Origin of the sequence: Pseudomonas sp. S36 (assembly GCF_016647875.1) — a bacterium.
Taxonomy (GTDB): Bacteria; Pseudomonadota; Gammaproteobacteria; order Pseudomonadales; family Pseudomonadaceae; genus Aquipseudomonas; species Aquipseudomonas parafulva.
Genome location: NZ_JACVVG010000020.1, coordinates 1 through 20,910 on the forward strand (window position 1 = coordinate 1; position 20,910 = coordinate 20,910).

Consider the following 20,910-nt stretch of genomic DNA (forward strand, 5'->3'; position numbering starts at 1 on the left):
CGCTGACGCAACAGCGCAACTTCCTCTTCGAGATGAACGATCTTGCCCTTGTCGGACGCGCGCTCGTTGATCATCTGCTCAAGCAGTTACTTGAGCAGAACAGGATCGTCAGGGAGGGTTTCGGGCATGGAAATCATGCCGCGGATTATACCGAATCAGGCGACGTATCGAGGCGTCAAAACCTGATGCGGACGGTTGCGCCAGAGGTCGAAGCCGTCGAGTAGCCAGTTCAGTTCCTGAACGGTCAGTACGATGGCCACGTCAGTAGGATCGGGTGAGGTTTTGAACCGTTCGGAGTCCAGGCGTTTGAGCCAGAGGCAGAAGCCGTTGCGTTCCCAATACAAGATCTTCACGCGGTTGCGCGGCTTGTTGAGGAAGACGAAAAGCACCGGGTCGAACACCGCCACTTTGATATCGAGCTCGACCAGCGCGGCCAGGCCATCGATGGACTTTCGGAAGTCGACGGGCTTGGGATAGAGGTAAACTTTTTCGACTTTGGCGTCGGGTCGCATCATGGTGAGCGAGCTCCAGAAAGAAATCGGGAGCACAGCATCGGGGATCAGGTAATCGCTTTGAATGTGGGGTTCATTGAGCGCTTACAAACGAGCGGCATGTTCACGGTGATTCTTGCGCAGCCGCTCAACCTCGGCAGGGTCAGCGTGGGTGTAGAGCGCCTGTACCGGCTCAGACTCGTCATCCCAGTCCATCACCTGAACCGGGCTTGCCGTGACTGCACCACTTGCGGTGTTCAGCCACGCCACAGGCTCTTGCCGAACTGCTGGCGCTGGGTGGGTGTAGAGCGGGATGCTGTAGCCAGAGACGGCCGATGCGGGCGCGCCGCCGAAGCCTGTGTTGTGCTGCTTGACCTCATTCGAGATCGTGGCATGCATGCCGGGTGAGCGCGGGTCCATCCACGCCACTGGATCGCTCTGGTGTTGCTTGGCTGCCTTGGCCATCGCCTGAATGATACCAAGCAGATCATCTCGGCCGAGTTCATCGCAGTCGCCCAGGCACAGGCGATCGCCAATGTCGCGTGTGCACTGCGCATCGTCCTCGGTCAACTCTCCGGAGCTACCAACCCAACCGCAACGGCGGCATTGGGCGGGGTAGTAACGTCCAACCAGCGGCTCCAGGCCAATTTATGGCGGCACGCTGACCATCTCTGTATTGCTGGATCGGTTTTCTGTGGGCATGGGATCTTCCGGGCCGGTATATTAATCGACTTGTTGAAGGGAGCTGAAGGATGAGCCTTAGAACCAAACTGGCCGTGGCGTTCACGGCTATCTATCTCTGTGGCCTGGCACTGCTGGCGTTTTTTCGAGCGGAGGAACTCTCCTGTCTCTCCTTAAACGAGCTCGGAGATTTTCTTGCTGGTGCATTTGGGCCGCTAGCTCTTGCCTGGCTCGTATTTGGATATTTTCAGCAAGGCGAAGAACTTCGTCAGGGTACGGAGGCGCTTAAACTCCAGGCGCACGAGCTAAACGCATCCGTGCTCCAGCAAGTCGAAATGGTTAAAGCCCAGCAGCTTGCGCTTGAAAATCACGAGCGCTCACTCGAGCCTATTCTCTATTTGGACTTCAAGGGGGCAGCCGAGGAAATTGATGGGGATTTTGACCGGTTTGTGCTAGCAAATCAGGGCGAATACTGTGATGAGGTAAACATCTCCTATGTGAGGAGCGATGGAGAGGAAGTTGATATGAATATTCAGCCACTACATAAGGGGTGTGAGCGCAAGTTTAAATTAGATGCAATCTACGATCCTAGAACGGAGTTTGTAGTCCGTTACCGCAAGGTAAGCGGAAAAACCGGTCTGCAAAAGTTTGTATTATTTTGCGAGTTCGAGCAGGATAGTTCTTACAGCTTTGTGAAAAAATTGCCTTTATAGCGTCAATCAATTTGTAATCTTTGAATTCAGCACGGCTATCCCAGCCTCGCAGGCGTCCATCGCGTGAGCGGGAAAGGCGCTGGCGGGCAGCGCCGAGTGATATGCTTCGTCGCTTACTAAACAAGGAGAGTGGTGATGGCATGGAAGACAAAGCTGGTAGCGTTGAGGCGTAAGTTCACCCGCCGGCAGCGCCTTGTTGTGGGTGGCGCCGCTTTTGTGAGTGCCCAGGTATGGGCTTTCTCATACCCGAGCCAGCCCTGGCTTTACCTTCTAATCTTCGGGGTTATCGTCTTCATCAGCGCCTGGTCGCCTGAGAAATACCGGAAGGGATGAGGCTGGAGGGCAGCGCGGGATCATGCGGCGACGGGGTACTGTTTCGCCAAGGCCTATTGAACTGCCGCGATGATTCGGCAGAGGTAGGCCCAGTCCGGGTTCGGCTCCATGGCGTCAGCCGGCAGGTTCCACCAGTCGTCACCAAACACTCGGTGCATGAACTCGCGGTGGGCGCCGCCGCACTCGTCGAGCGAGCTGGTGTATCGAACATCCTCGGCCTCGTCGAGCAGGCTTCGGGCATCTTCTGCGTCGAGATCCCGCTCACGCCGCATTCGTACAATGGCCTTCCGCGCTTCGTCGGCCAGGGCCTCACCACTGAAACGGCGAGAACTCAGCTGCCGGTCGAAGTAGCCAATGATGTACGCGGGGTTCAGCTTGCAAAAGAACTGGCCGATGTTCAGGCCATCCCACATGCCGCCCCAGTAAGCGTGCCAGGTCTTGTCATGGCAGCTGACGGTGATCTTTCCCTTGCAGGGCTCGAAGTCTTCCAGGTAGACGCTGATCGGGTCGAGGTCTGGCGCCTCCGTGATCAGCAACTTGGTGACGGTCGATGTCTCGACGTTCATGGCTTTCTGCATGCATGCGCCGACCTCCGTGGTCGGAGGCGGCATGGTGGCAATTTGATTCGTCTTGGTGTTTCATACGCAGCTTCAAAGGAAGAAGCTGATCGGAGCACCGACGATGGATAAGATTTTGTTAACTGCGTTTTTGACGGCGCTTGCGGGATTCATAACTGCTGCACTTAGCATTGTGAAACTTGTCAACGAGAAAGAAAGCAAAACGTCCGAATATAGGCAATTATGGACTGACTCAGTGCGTAAGGCGCTTTCGGACTTGATAGGTAACATAAATGCGCGCGCGACTCTGTCAGTGATGAATTCGCATATGTTCGACACGTTCGCAGAATGGAAGCTAGAAGAGCCACAAAAGGACGAAAGTCAATTAGTCACTGAAACAAAAAAAGATGCAATCAAAATCGCCCAGGATAAGTGGAGCGAAGGTATTGCGGCTGTACGGGAACTCAATCAGCAAATATACCAAGGCTATGCTCATGTTCGTCTGCACTTTAAGCCGGATGAGCCAACCTTTGTAAGGTTTGAGAATAAATTCGATACTTGCATGGCGCTGTTGGCGGAATTAAATACGCTCAAGGATAAGGAGAAAAGGCTTCAATTAAAGGAAAAAATCCATGCTGCTGCTGACGAAATGACCTCAATTTCAAGAGGAATACTGAAGTCCGAATGGGAAACAGTTAAACTCGGTGAGCCAGCTTACAAAAGCACAAAAAAATGGTCTATCTGGATCTGTGTGGTTATGTTGTTTGTCTTGCTGACCATCGGAGTGCACTCCGTAATTTCTTATAGCCGTGGTGCAAATGCACTAAACCAGACTAAGCCTAGTTTGAGTTCTAGCTCTGCCTCCGCCATGCCCAAAGAGTAAGTGCATGCTGGAAATCTGGTCAGGAATGGGCTACTACAGGTGACCGGCATGGGGCCGGGTCAAGGAGGAGCAAAATGGAAGCACACTTCGAGAAGATGCCTATTCCCGAGGGGCATCGCCTGGTGAGAACAGGGTTGGATGCCAAAGGATCTCGTCGCGGCGAAGACACCGATATTTACACCTACGATGAAATCAACGCAGATGGCGCCGTCGTGGCCTCGTATGAGGTTGAGGACAGCATGTCTATCTATCCGCCGTTCAGTCGCCGTATTGAGGTCAGCAGGACTGCAAGGGGTTGATTACCTCGTCGCCCGGATCCTGCTGAATCATCAGCATGCTCTTCCGGTCGAAGGCCAGGGCCAGCCGTGGTGATATCCTGATCTCGTGCCGCGGCAGGGTGAGAAACTTCGCCGCGTGCAGCCGGCCCAGGGCGTGGATGCCGTGAATCACCGCCTCGATCATCTGGCTATAGGTGGCATCAGCCCAGCCGCAGATGGCGCGCAGGTGCTCGCCAGTTCGCTTTCTGGCTGACAGTCGCAGCGGTTCAGGCCGCGCCACAGATCGGTGGGCTTCGATTTCGTGGCGCGCGATCCTGAACAGTGCATGATGCCCGAGCGCCTCGATGTGATGAATCATCAGCGTCAGCGCCTCGCCCTGCTCCTCGATACCAGCCCACTCCATCAGTTCCAGCAGGGCCTATTTAGTCCCTGGTCGGTAAGCGCTCCATGAACCCCACATTCAAAGCGCTTACCTGATCCCCGATGCTGTGCTCCCGATTTCTTTCTGGAGTTCACCGAGCATGATGCGACCCGACGCTAAAGTCGAAAAAGTGTACCTCTACCCCAAGCCCGTCGACTTCCGCAAATCCATCGATGGCCTGGCCGCGCTGGTTGAACTCGATATCAAAGTGGCGGTGTTCGATCCGGTGCTTTTCGTCTTCCTCAACAAGCCGCGCAACCGGGTGAAGATCCTGTATTGGGAGCGCAACGGCTTTTGCCTATGGCTCAAACGCTTGGAGTCCGAACGTTTCAAAAACTCGCCCGATGTCACTGACGAAGTCATTGTCCTGACCGTCCAGGAACTGAACTGGCTACTCGACGGTTTCGATCTCTGGCGTAACCGTCCGCTTCAGGTTTTGACCCCTCGCCTCGTTGCCTGATTCGGTATAATCCGTGGCATGATTTCCATGCCCGAAACCCTCCCTGACGATCCTGTTCTGCTCAAGCAATTGCTCGAGCAGATGATCAGCGAGCGCGCATCGGGCAAGGGCAAGATCGTTCATCTCGAAGAGGAAGTTGCGCTGTTGCGTCAGCGCCTGTTCGGGCGCAAGACCGAGCAGACAGGCGATGCGGCAACGCCACAGTTGCCGCTCTTCGACGAAGCGGAAAGCCTGGCAGAACCCTTGGATGAGGCTGGCGACGAAGAAGTCGTTGCACCGACCAAGCGCCGTGGTAAATGCAAACCACTGCCGGCTGATTTGCCGCGTATCGAGGTTGTCCACGAACTGCCCGAGCATGAGCTGACGTGCGCTTGTGCCTGCCGCAAACATGCCATTGGTGAAGAGGTCAGCGAACAGCTTGAAATCGTCCCGATGCAGATTCGCGTCATCAAACATGTTCGCAAGGTGTATGGCTGCCGCGACTGCGAGTCAGCGCCCGTAACGGCGGACAAGCCTGCCCAAGTGATTGAGAAAAGTATGGCTAGCCCTAGTGTGCTGGCCATGCTGCTGACCACCAAATACGTAGACGGCCTACCGCTTCATCGCTTCGAAAAAGTGTTGGGGCGTCACGGTATCGATATCCCGCGCCAAACCCTGGCACGCTGGGTGATTCAATGCAGCGAGCACTTCCAACCGCTGCTGAATCTGATGCGCGAAAGCCTGTTGAGCGGTCGGATCATCCACTGTGATGAAACACGTGTGCAGGTGTTGAAGGAGCCTGGCCGTGAGCCCAGTAGCCAATCCTGGATGTGGGTACAAACCGGCGGCCCACCTGATCGGCCAGTGATCCTTTTCGACTACACCACCAGCCGAGCGCAGGAGGTGCCGACGCGCCTGCTGGATGGCTACCGCGGCTATGTCATGACCGACGACTACGCCGGTTACAACGCGCTGGCTGCACAGGACGGCGTGGAGCGGTTGGGCTGCTGGGCGCACGCACGTCGTAAGTTCGTCGAAGCGCAGAAAGTGCAGCCCAAGGGTAAAACCGGGCGCGCAGACATCGCCCTGAATTTGATTAACAAGCTCTATGGCATCGAGCGCGACCTTAGGGACGGCAGCGATGAAGATCGTAAGGCTGCCCGCATGGAGCGCAGCCTGCCATTGCTGGCTCAGCTGAAAAGCTGGGTAGAAAAAACGCAACCTCAAGTCACGACGCAGAATGCCTTGGGCAAGGCCATCGGCTACTTGGCCAGCAACTGGAGCAAGTTGGAACGCTACGTCGAGCACGGCTGCTTACCGATCGACAACAACGCAGCCGAGCGTGCGATCCGCCCGTTTGTCATCGGGAGAAAGAACTGGTTGTTCAGTGACACGCCCAAAGGTGCTACTGCCAGCGCACAACTTTACAGCTTGGTAGAGACGGCAAAAGCCAACGGCCAAGAGCCCTATGCGTGGCTGCGCCACGCACTGGAACGCCTGCCGCAGGCGTGCTCAGTGGAAGACTACGAAGCGCTGCTACCGTGGAATTGCAAGCCTAAAATACCTCGTTGAGTGCTCTGCCCATTGTGGGTCAGCCTTGAAGAACAAGAGCGGAGTAACGACCATGGAATACGACGATAGGCTGATTGAAGACGCAGTGCTTGCCCTGTTGGCAGCCTATAGCTCCGACAAAGGTAACGCATGGAAAGGATTCGACTTCGAGATCATGAATCGACTGCACGAGCGGGGTTTGATCAGTGATCCAGTTAACAGAAACAAATCCATCTGGTTGACGGCGGAGGGACTGGAGCAAGGCCGACAGCTAGCTGACCAGTTGTTTGGGTTAAGGGCTCAAGCGGGGCAGGCGCCCGACTCGAATACCTGATTTTCCCGTCCTTCATGTAAGGGGTGGGGTTCATGGATCGCTTACAGTGCTATCGCATTGACCGCGACCTCGATCGACAGGCGCGCCAACAAATCAGCCTTGAGCTCGGGCATAACCGGATAGATGTCGTTTCGGCCTACATTGGAGGTCGTGCGTGACCAAAACCTTCGATATGGCGCTGTTCCTGAGCTGCGTACTGACCGGCTCGAAGGTCACGCAACAACGCCACCTACGGCAAGCCCAAATCATGCAAGCGGCCATTCAACAGCGATGGCAGCGAGATAACCCCTGGACCTGGCAGCTCAAGCATGTGCGCTGGTTTTTCACTCACTACTTGGAGGAACGTTCCGAAGCGACCCGGTACTATTATCGACTCACCGCCCTGCTAATCTGGAAGCGGATGGGGCATGGTCGACATGTTGATACGGGAACCTATTGGCTTAACTGACGTCGTCGGTACCTATTGGCTGCGGCCTGAATATTAACCCTGACGTGTAAAGGTCTCACTCAAGGTAGAACTTGGCAGGCGCAGCCTTATTTTAAATCCATCAGTGATCCCACTCTTCATGTCGAACCGGTAAACGGTTCAGTTCGTCCTTGATTTGCCGCCAGTGGGGCATGAATTTATCCATCAACGCTAGAAACCGATTGTTGTGGGTTGGTTCGATCAGGTGTGCAAGCTCATGTATTAGGATGTATTCCAAACACTCCGGCGGCTTTTTCGCCAACTCGGTGTTCAGCCGAATATTGCCGGTGCTCGGGTTGCAACTTCCCCAGCGGGTTTTCATCCGTTGCACCAAGATGCGCTGGACGTTAACCCCCATCAGAGGCTGCCACTTGCCCAGAAGCGCAGGCAGCTTCGCCCGGAGCTGTTGGCGATACCAGCTTTCCAGCAACACTTCTCGGCGTGCTTCGTCACTACCTGGTCGTATCTGCAACACCAACACGGAATGCTTCAGCTCGACCATTGGCACGGCGTCTACTTCGATCACCTCTAGCAGGTAGCGCATGCCCCACACCTGATGACTTTCTCGGTTCAGATACTCACGTTCCGTCTCGCGGGGTTGGGCACGCATTTGCCGCTGCTGTGCCTTGATCCAGCTCAGCCGAGAAATAGCGAACGCTCGCAGAGCGTCCAGTCCCATGTGCAGAGGCGCGGAAATATGCACCCGACCTTCCGGCGGATAGACGTACAGGTGCGCGTGCTTATTATTTTTTCTTTGAACCTCGACTCGGATATCACCGAGCTGAATATGCTCGGACATCAGTACTCCTGGTGAGCAACAATGATTGGAAACAGACGCTCGACCTCTTCCTCATTGTTCAACACCTTGTGCATAGCCTGCTTGACCATCATTTCCTTGGCCTGCACACCACGCCAGCCATCCGGTCGCGCCTGCTTCACCGCTTTGTCGATCTTCAGTACCAAATCCAAAACAGCGTCCCCAGTAGACTCGCCATAGGGCATTGCCGGCTCGGACACTGAGTTCTTTGGCGTCAAGTTGTTGTAGAGCGCTAGCTTGCCAGGGGTGTTCAGTGTTTCCGGTGTGTCCTTGGACTTTCCAGCTTGGACTTTAGCCGCCAGCTCACCAATACGCTTGAGGTACTCCTCGTACTCGATGGCCTTTTCCTTGCGGAGCTTGATAATTTCATCGAGCAGCGCTGACATTTTCGCGAAATAGGCTGGGTCAGTCAGGTTTTCCTTGATGATCTTGCTACGAACGTTGTTTTCGATAGTTTCGGCCACTGCTCCCTGATTACCTTTCATCTCTCCCAACTTCTCAGCAATAGCCTCACCAATACCGGTCTTTACGATCAGGTCCAGCAGCCCTATGTTGTCAAAGGGGGAAATCTTGCGCGGTTCGCTGGCCTCGATATAGGTGTCGATGAGATGCCGCATGTCCGCTTCGAACGGCTTGATGTCGAGAGTCTCACCGCTGGCCTTGCGGATGATCTCGCGTAGCGCCAGGTACCGATCCAGCTTGCGCTTGATCTCTTCGATCTGCGCGGAACTGTAACCCGCCGCTTCCAGCTCATCAGCCAGATTCGCATACGCGCGCAGCAACACTACTACTGCCTTGTAGAGGGCCACTCGCTGTGGTTCGCGGTTTTGCAGGTCGTCTGCTATCTCGGTATTACCGCAGAAGTAGTGAATATGCGCCAACTCATCCTTTGGCGGAACGACCGGCTCACACAGCAGAGCCAGCACTTCCAGGGCATCGGCCAGACGCTCCTTGCCCTGCGTTAGACGATCGTGCAACAGCACTTCTGGATCGACTCCGCCAGCGCTATGATCCAGCTCGGAGGTGTATACCGCGATGGCATTCTCCACACTCTTGAACAGGTCCTTGTAGTCAACGATGTAGCCAAATTCCTTGTCCTCGCCATCCAGACGGTTGGTCCGGCAGATAGCCTGAAACAGGCCATGGTCATGCATCGACTTGTCGATATACAGATAGCTGCACGGCGGCGCGTCAAAGCCCGTGAGCAACTTGTCCACCACCACCAACAGCCTCATGTTGGCGGGCTCCTTGATAAACAGTGCCTTAGCCCGTTCTTCATAGGTTTCAGTTTTGGACATGCCGGGTTTTGCCTGTACATCTTCCAGCAGGTCCATGTAGGTGCTGTAGATAAACTGCTTGTCTGTTTCAGTATTGGCGCCGGTTTCTTCCAGAGTCACATCCTTGGCCAACGGGTTGTAGGACGTGATGACTGCGCACTTGCTCTTGAACAATGACTTTTGGAACAGCGTGAAGTACTTGCAGGCCTCATAGATGTTGGAGGCGACGAAAATGGCATTGCCTCGCTGGCTGGACAGACGGGATTTGGTGCTGAAATCAAAGATGATATCCGCCACCACGCGGTCCATACGCGACTTGGAGCTGAGCACATTCTGCATGGTGCCCCACTGCTGCTTCAGTTCATCCTTTTGCCACTTGTTCAATGACTTGGTGCTGTTCTCGAACCACTGGTCAATTTTTTCTGAAGACCCCAACCTGGTGTCAATGTCACGTGCTTCGTAGAGCAGGTCCAGCACCACGCCATCTTCCACCGCCTCGCTGAACTTGTAGGTATGAATGTAACCACCAAACACTTCCAGACTAGTGGCCTTGTCCTGCTTGAGCAACGGCGTGCCGGTAAAGCCTATAAACACCGCATTGGGCATCAGTGCCTTCATCACTCGATTGAGCCGGCCGCCCTGAGTCCGGTGGCACTCATCGACAAACACGAACAGCTCGCCCAAAGTCTGGCTGGGTTGGGTCTGCAGCTCCTTGATAAATGTCTCGAAGGCCTTGTCATCTTTGCCTTTGGTAGAGCCTCCAAACTTGTGCACCAGCGAGCACAGCAGACGCGGACTTGGCTGGCTGAGCTGACGCATCAGCTCCTGGCCACTGCCGGTACGGCAGATTGTTTCTCCAGCATCCCGGAACACTCTTTCAATCTGCTTATCCAGCTCGTCACGGTCGGTGATGATGGCCACACGAGCGTTCGGGTTGTTCTCCAGAATCCACTTGGCCAGCAGCACCATCAGAATGCTTTTACCAGCGCCCTGGGTGTGCCAAATGATGCCGCCCTGGCGCTGCTTCACATGTTCCTGGGCAGCCTTAATGCCGAAGTACTGGTGCACTCGGGGCAACTTCTTCACACCGCCGTCGAACAACACAAAGTCGTGCACCAGCTCTATCAACCGGGCCTTATTGCAGATTTTCAGCAGGTATTTATCCAGCTTGTAGCGGCTGTTGTCGGACTCATCTTCCTTCCACGTCAGAAAGTATTTTTCCTGAGTACCGGTGGTGCCATAACGCAGACCTTCCGAGTCATTGCCAGCAAAGACGAACTGCACCGTACTGAAGAACCACTCATTGAATTCCGGTTGCTGATTGGACAAGCTCTGGCGCATACCGTCACCAATGCTGATGCGACTGTTTTTTAGTTCCAGTACGCCAATAGCAATACCGTTCACATAAAGCACAATATCCGGCCGACGCTCCAGTTTGCCCTTGAGCGTGACCTCCTCGGCAATAGCGAAATCATTTTTAAGCGGTTCGGCCCAGTTGATCAGGTGCACCGTCTCGGTCATCTTGCCGACTTCGGTCTTCACTGGCACACCGTAGCGCAATAACTGGTAAACAGCTTGATTGGTGCGATACAGCGTGCGGTCGGATTTGTTAGCCTCAATGTTGAGCTTGTGCAGGACGGCATTGATCTGCGCTTGGCTATACTCCGCGCCGCTCAGATAGACACTGAGCAAACCCTCTTCGACATTGCTGTTGTTGGCGCGCTCCGCCCAGTCGCCGAGATGCTTGTAGCCCAACTCCTCAACAAATAGCTTGGCCACACGGTTCTGTGTCACACGTTCGGCTTTGCCTATATCGGTCATCTGAGTACTTCCCTGCGTCCACTTTTCGTTGGGCAAACATGCCGGGGCACCCCGGCTATTCGTAGCTTGTTTAGATGATATCTGATGCCATCAGCGCTCAGGCTGAGTTACTTCCCCGCTGTTGGTGTTCGCTCATACCAATCGAATCCTTCCCGTTAGGAGTTCCTGCATCATACCTTGTTTGAGATGGCGGGCTTTTTGGAGTTGGGTTTCAAAATTGACGATATCGTCATCCATCTCAGAGAGAACAGTCGCTATAGCGATTTGTTCAGCGATATCTGGGACATCCACATATAGCGCCTTAAGAATCTGCGTATTAAGGGAAGCCATTGTTTGCCCCACAGCAACTTTGAGCACCGCGCTCTTGAACTGCCAAGTATGGAACTGAAAACTCAAATATGGGGAATGCACAATTCTATGAATAGGCCGAACACGGAGAAGTCGCCCTGAAAACAGCCAACCATCTTGTTCTTCACGAATTAGAGCGTTCCGATCAACCGAGCCAACCCGACTGAAAACAATATCCCCGGCTTTCAAAGAGTAGGCACCCAGACGCTCTCGATCCTCATCGGATACCAGCGGGAGATTTTGGTGCGTCACCCCAAATTCGCCCAAGTGCTCTACAGTGATAATAGGAGTGCCAGACTGCACGTAGTCACTTTCATGCAGAGATGAACCAAAGGGACCTGTCTTAACATCAGCAACGTCCCCAACAGACTTTTTCTCCCACTCACCACTAAACCCAGGCAGACGGCGCTGGCCGGTAAGCAGTTCCTGCATCGCACCTTGCTTTATCTGGCGTTTTTTGGTCAGCAGTTGATCTATTGATTCGATCAATGCATCCGCATTGCTCAAGGCTTCGGCGATGGCTTGTTGTTCGACGGGAGGAGGCACAGGAACTGGAAGAGTCTCAAATTTGTCCTTCGGGAGGTGAGCGATACTTGTTTGAGTCACGTAGTTTTGAAGCAATCCCTCAACCGAATATTTATGCAAAATATTCTGCATAAAAGGGACGTTAAATCCTTTCTTCGGCCGAAGACGATGCAAGGCTTTCTGGTAATAGCATTCATCTAAAGACTGGCACCATATTGCTGATCGGCCAACTTCCCCTCCCTCACACACCAACAAGTCACCATCACGAAGCCGGAATCGCTGGAGATCCGATGGAGCAAGCTTGATTAAACCAATATCTGTGACGTCGATTCGACCCCACTGCACGGCACGATTCCCCAAAAAAGGCTTTGAAATACCAACGTTTTTTTCTGCGTCGAGCATTTTTCCGAGCTGGATATGGAACTCCTCACCCACAGTAGAGGCACTCCAATCCTCTGGTATCACCCCTACTTCAGACTGTTTATACCCCGGCTTCAGCTCCATACGAACCCCATCTTCTGCAGATGTTCGGCGACCTTGGCTTCCAGCTCGCTAACGCGCTGAGTCAATTGTGGCAACGGGGCTTCATAACGCTCAGCCAGCTCCTTCACGCGTATGGTCAACGTTTGGCTGACACGATCCATCTCGCCACTGATGGCGGCTTGTAGACTGGCCAGCCATTTGTCGTCTACGGCCAGTCGCTTGATTTGCGCTTCATCCTGATTCAGGTCCGGATATTTGGCATACGCCTTTTCGTCCAGATCCACCTCCAGCTCCTTGAGCTTTTTTTTCATCGCAATTTCTTGAGCCGCCAGCGACTGCCATTGCTTGAGCACGGCCAGTTCCTCGGCGGCATCCTTACCGACGTCCTTGATACGCTCTTTTACGGTGGCTGCGTTGATCTTTTCGATATCAGCGAACGCGCCTTCCTCACCGCTATGTTCTTCCTCCAGCTCGGCAAGGGCGGCACTGGTTGCTTCCAGGTCGGAGCTGGTCTGGTCGATGCTCGCCTGCTCGGCAGCGAAGTAGCGGGCGACGATCAGGTGCTTGGGCAGCAGGTCACAGGCCCAGCCTTTGTCCTTTTCCTTGCCCTTCTTGTCCTTCTCAATAACGCGATACGTCTCGGCCTTCCAGCCATCGGCTGAGATCAGATAGGCATCGTCCTGCATCACTTCGGCCCAGTAATCCATCAGGTGCTGATAGACGTCATAGGCGTCGATCAGCGGCTTGCCCTGGTAGTGCTGTAGCAGGCTTTCAGCAACCTCATGAATCAACTGCTTGGGATGGAAACCCGGTTGCAGCGCCTTGAGCATTCTCGCGGTTTGATCGTTCCACTTGCCAAAATGCTCGGCCATGCCAGTGATAAAGTCGACGAATTGCGGGTGTCCATAGATGCAGGTTTTAATATCGACCTTACCCACGGACAAATCAAAGTAGCCAGGGCGGTTGGCGGTGAACAGCGCGGCCTTGAGCTGCGGACACACCGCCCAGTAACCGGCCAGTGCCTCAATATCCGCGGCCGGAATACCACCCTTGAGATGGCCTTCGATGTCCTGCTTGTCTTCGGCTTGGGCGCTGTCGATATAGCGCGGCAGGTTGAGGTTGTAGTCGTTCTTCTCTATTTCCTCAAAACCCACCATGCGGGCGTAACGCGGCTCGCGGTCGTCCTGACGGGTGAAGGTGTCGACAATTTTGTGAACATCTTGTTCGCGCAAGCGATTCTTGGGACCGTCCTTGATGAAGCCAGCGCTAGCGTCGAGCATGAAGATGCCCTTGCGTCCCGTCGCGTATTCCTTGTCGATAACGATGATGCAGGCCGGGATGCCGGTGCCGTAGAACAGGTTGGCCGGCAGACCGATGATGCCTTTGATATAGCCGTGACGAACGAGATTACGGCGGATCTCGGCCTCAGCATTACCGCGAAACAACACGCCGTGCGGCAGAATGCAGGCGGCTTTACCCTCGCTTTTAAGCGAGCGGATGATGTGTAGCAAATAGGCGTAGTCACCCTGCTTGGACGGCGGCACACCGAAGGTTTCGAAACGATTGTAAGGATCGTTGAGCGGATCCAGCCCTGTGCTCCAGCGCTTGTCTGAAAACGGTGGGTTGGCCACGACATAGTCGAAGTTCTTGAGCAGGTCATAATTGCCCACTTTAAGCGTGAAGGCCGGGTTGGTCAGGGTGTTGCCCTGAGCGATCAGCGCCGTGGGGTTGTCGTGCAGAATCATGTTCATGCGCGCCAAGCCACTGGTGGCCGAGTCTTTCTCCTGACCGTAAAGGGTAACAGGCGTTCCGGCTTCGTCGGCGACCTTGAGCAGCAGCGACCCCGAGCCACAGGTCGGGTCATACACGCTGGTATCGCTGCTGGTTTGTGCCTGCCCGATGCCGATTATTTTGGCGATTACCTTACTCACCTCCGCGGGAGTGTAAAACTGGCCCTTGCTCTTTCCCGAATCCTTGGCGAAGTGTTGCATAAGGAATTCGTACGCATCGCCCAGAATGTCATCGTGAGCGGCACGGTTCTTTGAGAAGTCGAGCGCCGGATTCTGGAAGATAGCGATCAGGTTGGTGAGACGCTCTACCTTTTCTTGACCGGTGCCGAGCTTGTTGGAGTCGTCGAAGTCCGGCAAGTCGGACAGTTTGTTCGCACTGGCAAGAGGCGCGATGATCTTCTTGTTGATCTGGTCACCGATATCCGGTTTGCCCTTGAGCGCGACCATATCGGCAAAACTAGCACCGGCTGGGATGGTGATAGGCGCAAAGGTTTGTCCAGCATATTTATCGCTGACGTACTTGATAAACAACAGTACCAATACGTAGTCCTTGTATTGGCTCGGGTCCATGCTACCGCGCAACTCGTCGCAGGAAGACCATAAGGAGGAGTAGAGCTCTGATTTTTTGATGGCCATGAGTACTGGATTTTTCCGTAGCTTTTTGAATCACCAGGCAGGGCCTGGTGGCATATCAGTTCGTCATTTTCGCGGGAGCAGTAACAGCCGTACCGTCGAAAGGGTGGCTACAAGGCGGGAGGGCTTTCACGGAGTGATCGGATTCCGACTGCCTGCTCAAGAATGGGCACGATTATATCCATTTCTTCCCCCGTAAGGATCGAGATCTCCATCTCTCTAGTGGTCGAGAGCAGGCAGGAAGTCAACACACATGAAAATGCATTGCAATTAGCCATCACGGCGATCAGAATCTGATCCACCGCAAGATATCGGCATTGGCGCTTAGTAGAGATCCAAGATGGCACGGAACGCTGTGAACTCGATCACCGTCAGGTTACTCAAGCCTAAAAAAACGCCGGCAGATGCGATCAGCTCCACCTATGGACCAGGTGGCACGCGAGCGCTGAAAGATCAGGACTGGGATGGCGACGGCGAAGGTATCGTCTACTACGGCCAGGTCTACGACACCGTACCGGAGTGGCTGAGCCTCCTTCAGGGCTTTGTCAGCGATCCTTTCGACTCGCTGCATTCAAGCGGTTCAGCGGCGATTTTGTTCTTGAGCGTTGAGCAGAGGTGGATGGCGCTGTGCTTTGGATATGCACATATCGCGCTGAACGAGGATGCATTCGTGCATCAATTCGGGCTGAAGGTTGCCTTAAATACTGTAAGACGAGGGAGTCTTCTGAGTCTCGACCTCGCTACTCCAGATGCGGTCACGTTTCAGCGACGGGTTCAAGCCAGTAAGCTTTCCGACTTTAGTCAATTCGGGGTAGACACCCTGCGAGATCTCGCAAGGGTTGCAGGAGGCAAACCCGAAGACGACGCTTTCGCCAAATTCGTTGCAGGAAAAGATGCCCTCAGCCTGGATGCTCCACTCACGCCGTCGCAGTTCCACAGCAAGTGCATCGAGATCCTGAACGCCTTCAAATCTAAGGCATATAGGAAAGACTATGCTTGGTTTGACAATGTCAAAGTTGAGACTAACCCATCTCGCCTTAGACGCTTGGACAGACTTCTCTTCCAGGAAATTCAAGCCATCCGGAGCGGATCAAACAGCCTGCTGCATATGTCCCCTCCGGAAATCCAAAACTACGTTGAGGGGGCTGCCCTCCAATATTCGGGCTTCAACAGCCGCAAGCCTGAATTCACTAAGCTTTCGATCGAGGACTACGCAGCCGAGCTTAATCGACTGGGTTGCACACACACGATTCAGGAAATAAAAGCTTCTCACAAAATCCGCACTGAAAACCTGAAGACCGGTGCTATTGAGCCCGGATGGAAGGTTTATGATTGCCTCAATTGGGAGGCGACCCTGCCTACACCAACGCCTACAAACTACGTATTGTTCGCAGGCAAATGGTACAAAATCTCGAAAAAATTTAAGGACAGGGTCGATGAGCACTTTGACAGCATTGAGGACATCGCCGTCATCGGGTCGACCCACTGCCTGAACGAAGAAGAGCTAATCGAAGACTTGTTAAAAAATCGGTCAGATCTGATCAAGCTTGATCGTACAAAAATCAATCCGGAAGGCGTTGTCGCCGCCAACCTGGAGCCCTGCGACTTCTATTCAAATGATAAATACTTCATTCACCTTAAAGATGGGGAGTCATCTGGGCCGATCAGTCACTTGTGGATGCAGGGTGTCGTCAGTGCTGAGGCTTTTGTTGCCGACAGCGAGTTTCGCCGAAAGCTAAAGGATACGGTCGCGGCGACGAAAGGGGGATCTGCCTTCGTCGGAACCCTTCCGGACGGGCGCAAGCGTGAAGTGGATCGGGGCGAGTACACTGTTGTTTATGGGATCCTGCGTCACAGGTATGTTGACGGCACTATTGGCATTCCGTTTTTCAGTAAGGTCAGTTTGATGGCCGCTTGCGATAGGCTTAGACGCACTGGCATGAATATCCGTAAGGAAATCATCGAAAAATTGACGCCCAAGCCTCCGGTGAAAAAGGCCAAATCAAAAAAACCTACGATTAAGGCAAAAAAGCCGACCTCTAGCACCCTTAAACGCCCTGTTGCACCTTAACCCCTTCACTATTGGGCCTTACCCTCACCAAAACGGGTGGTCAAGTGAAATGCAATTTTTCACGGTATTCCAAATAGTATTCCAACCACAAATAAAAACAGATATTAGCCATATAAATCATTATCTTACTCAGCTGATTCAAATTACCCCGGCGATGCGGAACCGCCTCAAACCGACCAATACGCGAAGATAATCCTCCCAACTCGTCCACTTACAAAAACTCCAAACAACAAAAAGCCACCCAAAGGTGGCTTTCTCGTTTTCAATAATGGTCGGGACGGAGTGATTCGAACACTCGACCCCTTGCACCCCATGCATGCCAAGCCAGCTAACGGCATGATATCACAGCATTTTTCGGCGCGCTCGCTGCAAACGGCCGTCCATAGGTGCTTCCAAGTGCTCACGAGAGTCACGCATTTCTCACGCAGTCCAGGTTGCCAAAAATCGGCGTTCTGCCGACCTAGAATTCCCTTTCTATCGCCGGTCATAACCCTCACCTGATACGTGACCGCAGCCGCTTGGCTCGTGAGGGCTTTTGAGTTGTCGTGCCATTGATCACATGTCCATCAGCGGGCATCCCAACCTCACGCCACATCCTCATGGTCGGCCAACGCCCACAGCCTTGCTGCCTCGGCAAAGTCGAGCATGTCACACAGCTGGTCGGCATCCACATCCCCTCTCCGATAGGCTGCCATGGCCTGGTCAGAGAGGACCATTGCCCGGCCATCAGGGTCAGCAATCAGGGCCGACTGGTCTTCCAGCTCAGCCAGCCAAGCCATCGGCAGATTCAACTTTTCACCGTCCATAGCTGATCGATCCTCGTCGTGAAGGACTGGCTCATCATTTCCCGCTTCATGCCCCAGTCCGGCGCCGCTGGCACACTGGCGGCCCGCATCGTCCCCCTTCCCCAGCGCTCGTTGATATCGTCCATCACCTGCATCAGCCGGTCACAAGACACCGACTGCTTGAGCGCGAACAAATCCTCAGAAAACTCGCCAGGCTGCCGCAGATCCATCAGCAGCACCTCGGCCTTGCTGTAGCGGTACCCAGGGCGGAAGATCCGCTCAACTGCATCCGTCGCCAATCTCGTCATCAACAACGTGTCGCAAGTGGGGTAAGGCAGCTCCACAAGCGCGCCCTGGGCGTGATGCGCTTCATCCGGGTTGAACATGCCAGTGCGGATGCTCACGCGCATGCGCTTGCACACAGAGCCCTGGGCGCGGAGCTTTTCAGCAGCCCGGCCAACGTAGGTGGCCACCGCCTGTTTGATAGGCGCCAGCTCACTCAGCCGTTTACCGAACATCCGGCTACTGCAGATTTCCTGCTTGGGTGGCTCGATCTCATCCAGATCCAGGCAAGCGGTACCGCCCAGCTCGCGGGCGGTCTTCTCCACCACGACACTGAACTTCTGGCGCAACGTCCAGGCATCCGCTTTGGCCAGATCCATGGCCGTACGAATCCCCATCGCATCGAGGTGCGCAGTCATCCTGCGGCCAATTCCCCATACTTCCTTGACCTCAGTGTTGCGCAGCACCCAGTCGCGCTTCACCGGATCGGTGATGTCGACCACACCGCCAGTGTGGCTCAACAGCCGCTTGGCTGTATGGTTGGCCAGCTTTGAGAGGGTTTTGGTGTGGGCGATGCCAACCCCAACCGGGATGCCTGTGCACTGAAAGATCCGTGAGCGCACTCGCCGCCCGAATAAGGTCAGGTTTTCCTGGATGCCTGACAGATCAGCAAAGCACTCATCGATGCTGTAGACCTCCGTGGCCGGCACCATCGACTCAACGAGGGTCATCACACGCTCACTCATGTCGCCGTAAAGCGCGTAATTGCTGCTGAACGCGACGATGCCGTGGCGGCGCAGTTTCTCCTTGGCCTGGAAGTAGGGCTCGCCCATCTTCACAAAAGGCTTAGCGTCGTAGGACCTGGCAATCACGCACCCGTCGTTGTTGCTCAACACCACGATAGGAGTCTTGGCAAGGTCGGGCCGGAAGACGCGCTCGCAACTCGCATAGAATGAGTTGCAGTCGATCAGCGCGAATACCTGGTCACTGCGCATGGTCACGGACGCTATAACGCACCACGCCCCAGACCACCAGCTCATCACCCTCCATCACGTACCGCGGCGGATAGGCTTTATTCTCCGACTTGAGGATTACCACCCCGTCCCGTCGATGCAGACGCTTGCACATCGGCTCGCTGTTGATGGCAGCAATTACGATGTCACCGTGCTCTGCCTCTCGCCCGCGATCCACAATCACCAGGTCGCCAGAGTAGATGCCGGCGCCCTGCATACTGTCGCCCTCCACTTTCACCAGATACACATGGGGTGCGCGGATGTCGAATAGCTCATCAAGGGACAAATGCCCCTCCAGATGATCCGCTGCAGGCGACGGAAAGCCGGCCGGGACGTGGAAGGAGTACAGCGGTAGAGATTCAGATCCGCCTAGCGGCGTACCCAGGATTGTGACGGTCATGAGAAAGGGTCCAATGCAAACTGTATGCATATACAGTAAATCCGGCATTGGGCAGCCGGTCAATCCTGGTCAATGGAATTTCTGACGGACGAGAGGTGGAAAATGTGCGGACGCTACTCACTCTATGAGTCGATGGATCACTACCTGAAGCAGCTAGCATTGGACCTAGTGGTGATCAACGGGTACGACCATGAGCCGATCAATCGCTACAACATCGCGCCGTCAACCCGCGTCGAGGTGATTCGCCAGGTGGAGGAAGGCCTGACCATAGACCGGGTCAGGTGGGGATGGTCGCCCTTTTGGGCGAAAGGCAAGCGCCCAGACCCGATCAATGCCCGGGCCGAGACGGTGGTAACAGGACGGTTCTTCAAAGGGCTATGGCCCCAAGGTCGGGCCCTGGCGCCTGCAAATGGCTGGTTTGAGTGGGTGCCTGATGCGGACAACCCGAAGCAGAAACAGCCCTACTACATCACCAGCGCCGACGGCGCCCCGCTCTACTTCGCAGCGCTGGCCGAGGTGCACCAGGGAATTGAAGCCGATGATAGAGACGGGTTCGTCATCATCACAGCAGCTGCGGACCAAGGGCTGCTTGATGTGCACGATCGCAAACCGCTCGTGCTGGACGCCCAGATGGCCAAGGAGTGGATTGACCCAGCTACCTCGCCAGCTCGCTCTGCTGAGATTGTGGAGTCAGGCTGCAGGCCGGCGGAGGAATTCCGCTGGTTTGCCGTGACCAAAGCAGTGGGGAACGTCAAAAACCAAGGCGGTCATCTGATCGAACCGCTCAATGGCGCTCATCAGCAGGGCGACCTAGAGCTTTGAGCTGGTAGTCAGTCACAGCCTGGAATTGAGCCTCAGCGATCAAACGAAGCCGCTCCACTTCGAGGGGCGGCTCACCGGCTGACTGTGCCTCATGGAATCTCCGGAGAGCATCCACGGCATCCGTATACATGGGGTGGTCAGGATACAGGATCGGAGTTTTCGACTTCACGCGAGATCCTCCTACTAGGCGTCAGTGCACCGTTGAAGGTGCCCGGCCCTGCTCAATCAACTGGAAATCTAAAACAGCTTCGAATAGGGAATCGGCAAGCAATCGACGCTGTCGGACTTCCTCGCTTGGCAAACCGGCATCCTCGGCCTCTTGGTACCGGCGCGTGGCATCAATGGCTTGTCGGATCAAGGACTCACCTGCCTTGATCGTACCTATGAAGCTGCGTTTGGTCATCAATCCACCTCAGACACATTCCATTTCGCGCCAATGATGCCATCCAAAGTAGATAAACGCCTGGGAACACTACTCGGGTTTCGGAGGGTTCTCGTCCTCGTATGTGAGATCAACTACTAGCTTTACCGCCTCCTCATCGTCCTCCAGCAACTGGACGTCCCCCTCGTTATCTTCCACCTCATAGAGCTCGTCGAGGTCTTCCCGCTTATACCATTCTGGAATGTCTTCCCCGCGATACGTCCGTAATTTTACAACCATCTTCAATCCCTCCGTGCGTATCAAGGTGACATGGA

General features: G+C 54.6%; 22 protein-coding genes and 2 pseudogenes. 10 read left to right on the plus strand and 14 right to left on the minus strand.

What is annotated here, in order from left to right:
• Window positions 1-155: 155 nt before the first annotated feature.
• Window positions 156-515 carry an IS66 family insertion sequence element accessory protein TnpB gene (gene tnpB, locus IAE36_RS13110; RefSeq protein ID WP_054913089.1) on the minus strand — a complete coding sequence of 120 codons (360 nt, stop codon included), beginning with the start codon at window positions 513-515 and terminating at the stop codon, window positions 156-158.
• 81 nt (window positions 516-596) lie between these two features.
• Window positions 597-1,061: a hypothetical protein gene (locus tag IAE36_RS13115; protein WP_201212808.1), complete on the minus strand. Its 465-nt coding sequence runs from the start codon at window positions 1,059-1,061 to the stop codon at window positions 597-599.
• A gap of 182 nt (window positions 1,062-1,243) precedes the next feature.
• On the opposite strand from IAE36_RS13115, the gene IAE36_RS13120 reads away from it, so the two are divergent.
• Window positions 1,244-1,885 (plus strand): hypothetical protein, encoded by a 642-nt coding sequence (locus IAE36_RS13120; RefSeq protein ID WP_201212810.1) that lies wholly within the window; start codon window positions 1,244-1,246, stop codon window positions 1,883-1,885.
• 386 nt (window positions 1,886-2,271) lie between these two features.
• Here IAE36_RS13120 and IAE36_RS13125 read toward each other — a convergent pair whose 3' ends face one another.
• Window positions 2,272-2,784 (minus strand): hypothetical protein, encoded by a 513-nt coding sequence (locus tag IAE36_RS13125; protein ID WP_201212944.1) that lies wholly within the window; start codon window positions 2,782-2,784, stop codon window positions 2,272-2,274.
• Between the two features lie 115 nt (window positions 2,785-2,899).
• Here IAE36_RS13125 and IAE36_RS13130 point away from each other — a divergent pair, with 115 nt between their 5' ends.
• Complete coding sequence (locus IAE36_RS13130) at window positions 2,900-3,658, plus strand: hypothetical protein (protein ID WP_201212812.1); 759 nt, start codon at window positions 2,900-2,902, stop codon at window positions 3,656-3,658.
• Window positions 3,659-3,732: 74 nt separating this feature from the next.
• The gene (locus IAE36_RS13135; RefSeq protein ID WP_201212814.1) at window positions 3,733-3,957 is read left to right on the plus strand and encodes a hypothetical protein; all 225 of its coding nucleotides are present in this window, start codon (window positions 3,733-3,735) and stop codon (window positions 3,955-3,957) included.
• Here IAE36_RS13135 and IAE36_RS13140 read toward each other — a convergent pair.
• Window positions 3,935-4,372 (minus strand): annotated as a pseudogene (locus IAE36_RS13140) (hypothetical protein); the annotation flags it as partial. The gene IAE36_RS13135 and the pseudogene IAE36_RS13140 sit on opposite strands and share 23 nt — an antisense overlap.
• 85 nt (window positions 4,373-4,457) lie before the next feature.
• Between IAE36_RS13140 and tnpB (IAE36_RS13145) the strand changes: the two are divergent.
• The 5 genes and pseudogenes from tnpB (IAE36_RS13145) to IAE36_RS13160 all read left to right on the plus strand — a co-directional run bounded on the left by tnpB (IAE36_RS13145) (window position 4,458) and on the right by IAE36_RS13160 (window position 7,129).
• Window positions 4,458-4,817 carry an IS66 family insertion sequence element accessory protein TnpB gene (gene tnpB / locus IAE36_RS13145; RefSeq protein WP_236408872.1) on the plus strand — a complete coding sequence of 120 codons (360 nt, stop codon included), beginning with the start codon at window positions 4,458-4,460 and terminating at the stop codon, window positions 4,815-4,817.
• Between the two features lie 18 nt (window positions 4,818-4,835).
• Window positions 4,836-6,368, plus strand: coding sequence for an IS66 family transposase (gene tnpC, locus IAE36_RS13150; protein ID WP_201212815.1), 1,533 nt, complete (start codon window positions 4,836-4,838; stop codon window positions 6,366-6,368).
• 52 nt (window positions 6,369-6,420) lie between these two features.
• On the plus strand, window positions 6,421-6,681 hold the full coding sequence (locus IAE36_RS13155; RefSeq protein WP_201161897.1) for a DUF6429 family protein: 261 nt from the start codon (window positions 6,421-6,423) through the stop codon (window positions 6,679-6,681).
• A gap of 47 nt (window positions 6,682-6,728) precedes the next feature.
• Window positions 6,729-6,839: pseudogene (locus tag IAE36_RS23675) on the plus strand (integrase domain-containing protein); the annotation flags it as partial.
• Window positions 6,836-7,129 carry a hypothetical protein gene (locus IAE36_RS13160; protein WP_201212817.1) on the plus strand — a complete coding sequence of 98 codons (294 nt, stop codon included), beginning with the start codon at window positions 6,836-6,838 and terminating at the stop codon, window positions 7,127-7,129. The pseudogene IAE36_RS23675 and the gene IAE36_RS13160, both read left to right, overlap by 4 nt.
• A 100-nt stretch (window positions 7,130-7,229) precedes the next feature.
• Here IAE36_RS13160 and IAE36_RS13165 read toward each other — a convergent pair whose 3' ends face one another.
• From IAE36_RS13165 to IAE36_RS13180, 4 genes are all read right to left on the minus strand, one after another.
• Window positions 7,230-7,946: a M48 family metallopeptidase gene (locus IAE36_RS13165; protein ID WP_201212819.1), complete on the minus strand. Its 717-nt coding sequence runs from the start codon at window positions 7,944-7,946 to the stop codon at window positions 7,230-7,232.
• Window positions 7,946-11,062: a type I restriction endonuclease subunit R gene (locus IAE36_RS13170; protein ID WP_201212820.1), complete on the minus strand. Its 3,117-nt coding sequence runs from the start codon at window positions 11,060-11,062 to the stop codon at window positions 7,946-7,948. Before IAE36_RS13170 ends, IAE36_RS13165 begins: the two co-directional genes overlap by 1 nt.
• A 132-nt stretch (window positions 11,063-11,194) precedes the next feature.
• Window positions 11,195-12,439, minus strand: a complete 1,245-nt coding sequence (locus IAE36_RS13175) for a restriction endonuclease subunit S (protein WP_201212822.1) — start codon at window positions 12,437-12,439, stop codon at window positions 11,195-11,197.
• On the minus strand, window positions 12,430-14,844 hold the full coding sequence (locus IAE36_RS13180; protein WP_201212824.1) for a type I restriction-modification system subunit M: 2,415 nt from the start codon (window positions 14,842-14,844) through the stop codon (window positions 12,430-12,432). Before IAE36_RS13180 ends, IAE36_RS13175 begins: the two co-directional genes overlap by 10 nt.
• Window positions 14,845-15,196: 352 nt before the next feature.
• Between IAE36_RS13180 and IAE36_RS13185 the strand changes: the two genes are divergently transcribed.
• Window positions 15,197-16,912 carry a DUF6119 family protein gene (locus IAE36_RS13185; RefSeq protein WP_201212825.1) on the plus strand — a complete coding sequence of 572 codons (1,716 nt, stop codon included), beginning with the start codon at window positions 15,197-15,199 and terminating at the stop codon, window positions 16,910-16,912.
• 584 nt (window positions 16,913-17,496) lie between these two features.
• On the opposite strand, the gene IAE36_RS13190 is transcribed toward IAE36_RS13185, so the two are convergent.
• The 3 genes from IAE36_RS13190 to IAE36_RS13200 are packed head-to-tail and all read right to left on the minus strand — an operon-like array spanning window position 17,497 to window position 19,392.
• The gene (locus IAE36_RS13190; RefSeq protein WP_236408876.1) at window positions 17,497-17,691 is read right to left on the minus strand and encodes a hypothetical protein; all 195 of its coding nucleotides are present in this window, start codon (window positions 17,689-17,691) and stop codon (window positions 17,497-17,499) included.
• Window positions 17,692-17,699: 8 nt separating this feature from the next.
• Window positions 17,700-18,974, minus strand: a complete 1,275-nt coding sequence (locus IAE36_RS13195) for a Y-family DNA polymerase (RefSeq protein WP_201212827.1) — start codon at window positions 18,972-18,974, stop codon at window positions 17,700-17,702.
• Window positions 18,964-19,392 carry a LexA family protein gene (locus tag IAE36_RS13200; RefSeq protein WP_201212828.1) on the minus strand — a complete coding sequence of 143 codons (429 nt, stop codon included), beginning with the start codon at window positions 19,390-19,392 and terminating at the stop codon, window positions 18,964-18,966. The genes IAE36_RS13195 and IAE36_RS13200 overlap by 11 nt, the downstream gene beginning before the upstream one ends.
• 102 nt (window positions 19,393-19,494) lie before the next feature.
• On the opposite strand from IAE36_RS13200, the gene IAE36_RS13205 reads away from it, so the two are divergent.
• Window positions 19,495-20,214 (plus strand): SOS response-associated peptidase family protein, encoded by a 720-nt coding sequence (locus IAE36_RS13205; RefSeq protein WP_201212948.1) that lies wholly within the window; start codon window positions 19,495-19,497, stop codon window positions 20,212-20,214.
• Here IAE36_RS13205 and IAE36_RS24085 read toward each other — a convergent pair.
• The 3 genes from IAE36_RS24085 to IAE36_RS13215 form a co-directional block, all read right to left on the minus strand.
• Window positions 20,177-20,383 carry a hypothetical protein gene (locus IAE36_RS24085; RefSeq protein WP_442967455.1) on the minus strand — a complete coding sequence of 69 codons (207 nt, stop codon included), beginning with the start codon at window positions 20,381-20,383 and terminating at the stop codon, window positions 20,177-20,179. The genes IAE36_RS13205 and IAE36_RS24085 overlap by 38 nt on opposite strands.
• 21 nt (window positions 20,384-20,404) lie before the next feature.
• The gene (locus IAE36_RS13210; protein WP_060482735.1) at window positions 20,405-20,617 is read right to left on the minus strand and encodes a hypothetical protein; all 213 of its coding nucleotides are present in this window, start codon (window positions 20,615-20,617) and stop codon (window positions 20,405-20,407) included.
• Between the two features lie 69 nt (window positions 20,618-20,686).
• Window positions 20,687-20,875, minus strand: a complete 189-nt coding sequence (locus IAE36_RS13215; protein ID WP_201212829.1) for a hypothetical protein — start codon at window positions 20,873-20,875, stop codon at window positions 20,687-20,689.
• Window positions 20,876-20,910: the final 35 nt, after the last annotated feature.

What these genes read in the sequence shown, in the direction of transcription:
- IAE36_RS13125 (WP_201212944.1), bottom strand. Translation starts at nt 2,784, where the DNA reads ATGAACGTCGAGACATCGACCGTCACCAAGTTGCTGATCACGGAGGCG.
- IAE36_RS13175 (WP_201212822.1), bottom strand. Translation starts at nt 12,439, where the DNA reads ATGGAGCTGAAGCCGGGGTATAAACAGTCTGAAGTAGGGGTGATACCA.
- IAE36_RS13120 (WP_201212810.1), top strand. Translation starts at nt 1,244, where the DNA reads ATGAGCCTTAGAACCAAACTGGCCGTGGCGTTCACGGCTATCTATCTC.
- tnpB (WP_236408872.1), top strand. Translation starts at nt 4,458, where the DNA reads ATGATGCGACCCGACGCTAAAGTCGAAAAAGTGTACCTCTACCCCAAG.
- IAE36_RS13200 (WP_201212828.1), bottom strand. Translation starts at nt 19,392, where the DNA reads ATGACCGTCACAATCCTGGGTACGCCGCTAGGCGGATCTGAATCTCTA.
- IAE36_RS13130 (WP_201212812.1), top strand. Translation starts at nt 2,900, where the DNA reads ATGGATAAGATTTTGTTAACTGCGTTTTTGACGGCGCTTGCGGGATTC.
- IAE36_RS13135 (WP_201212814.1), top strand. Translation starts at nt 3,733, where the DNA reads ATGGAAGCACACTTCGAGAAGATGCCTATTCCCGAGGGGCATCGCCTG.
- IAE36_RS13190 (WP_236408876.1), bottom strand. Translation starts at nt 17,691, where the DNA reads ATGGCTTGGCTGGCTGAGCTGGAAGACCAGTCGGCCCTGATTGCTGAC.
- IAE36_RS13155 (WP_201161897.1), top strand. Translation starts at nt 6,421, where the DNA reads ATGGAATACGACGATAGGCTGATTGAAGACGCAGTGCTTGCCCTGTTG.
- tnpB (WP_054913089.1), bottom strand. Translation starts at nt 515, where the DNA reads ATGATGCGACCCGACGCCAAAGTCGAAAAAGTTTACCTCTATCCCAAG.
- IAE36_RS13215 (WP_201212829.1), bottom strand. Translation starts at nt 20,875, where the DNA reads ATGGTTGTAAAATTACGGACGTATCGCGGGGAAGACATTCCAGAATGG.
- IAE36_RS13210 (WP_060482735.1), bottom strand. Translation starts at nt 20,617, where the DNA reads ATGACCAAACGCAGCTTCATAGGTACGATCAAGGCAGGTGAGTCCTTG.
- IAE36_RS13180 (WP_201212824.1), bottom strand. Translation starts at nt 14,844, where the DNA reads ATGGCCATCAAAAAATCAGAGCTCTACTCCTCCTTATGGTCTTCCTGC.
- IAE36_RS13170 (WP_201212820.1), bottom strand. Translation starts at nt 11,062, where the DNA reads ATGACCGATATAGGCAAAGCCGAACGTGTGACACAGAACCGTGTGGCC.
- IAE36_RS13165 (WP_201212819.1), bottom strand. Translation starts at nt 7,946, where the DNA reads ATGTCCGAGCATATTCAGCTCGGTGATATCCGAGTCGAGGTTCAAAGA.
- IAE36_RS13205 (WP_201212948.1), top strand. Translation starts at nt 19,495, where the DNA reads ATGTGCGGACGCTACTCACTCTATGAGTCGATGGATCACTACCTGAAG.
- IAE36_RS13195 (WP_201212827.1), bottom strand. Translation starts at nt 18,974, where the DNA reads ATGCGCAGTGACCAGGTATTCGCGCTGATCGACTGCAACTCATTCTAT.
- tnpC (WP_201212815.1), top strand. Translation starts at nt 4,836, where the DNA reads ATGATTTCCATGCCCGAAACCCTCCCTGACGATCCTGTTCTGCTCAAG.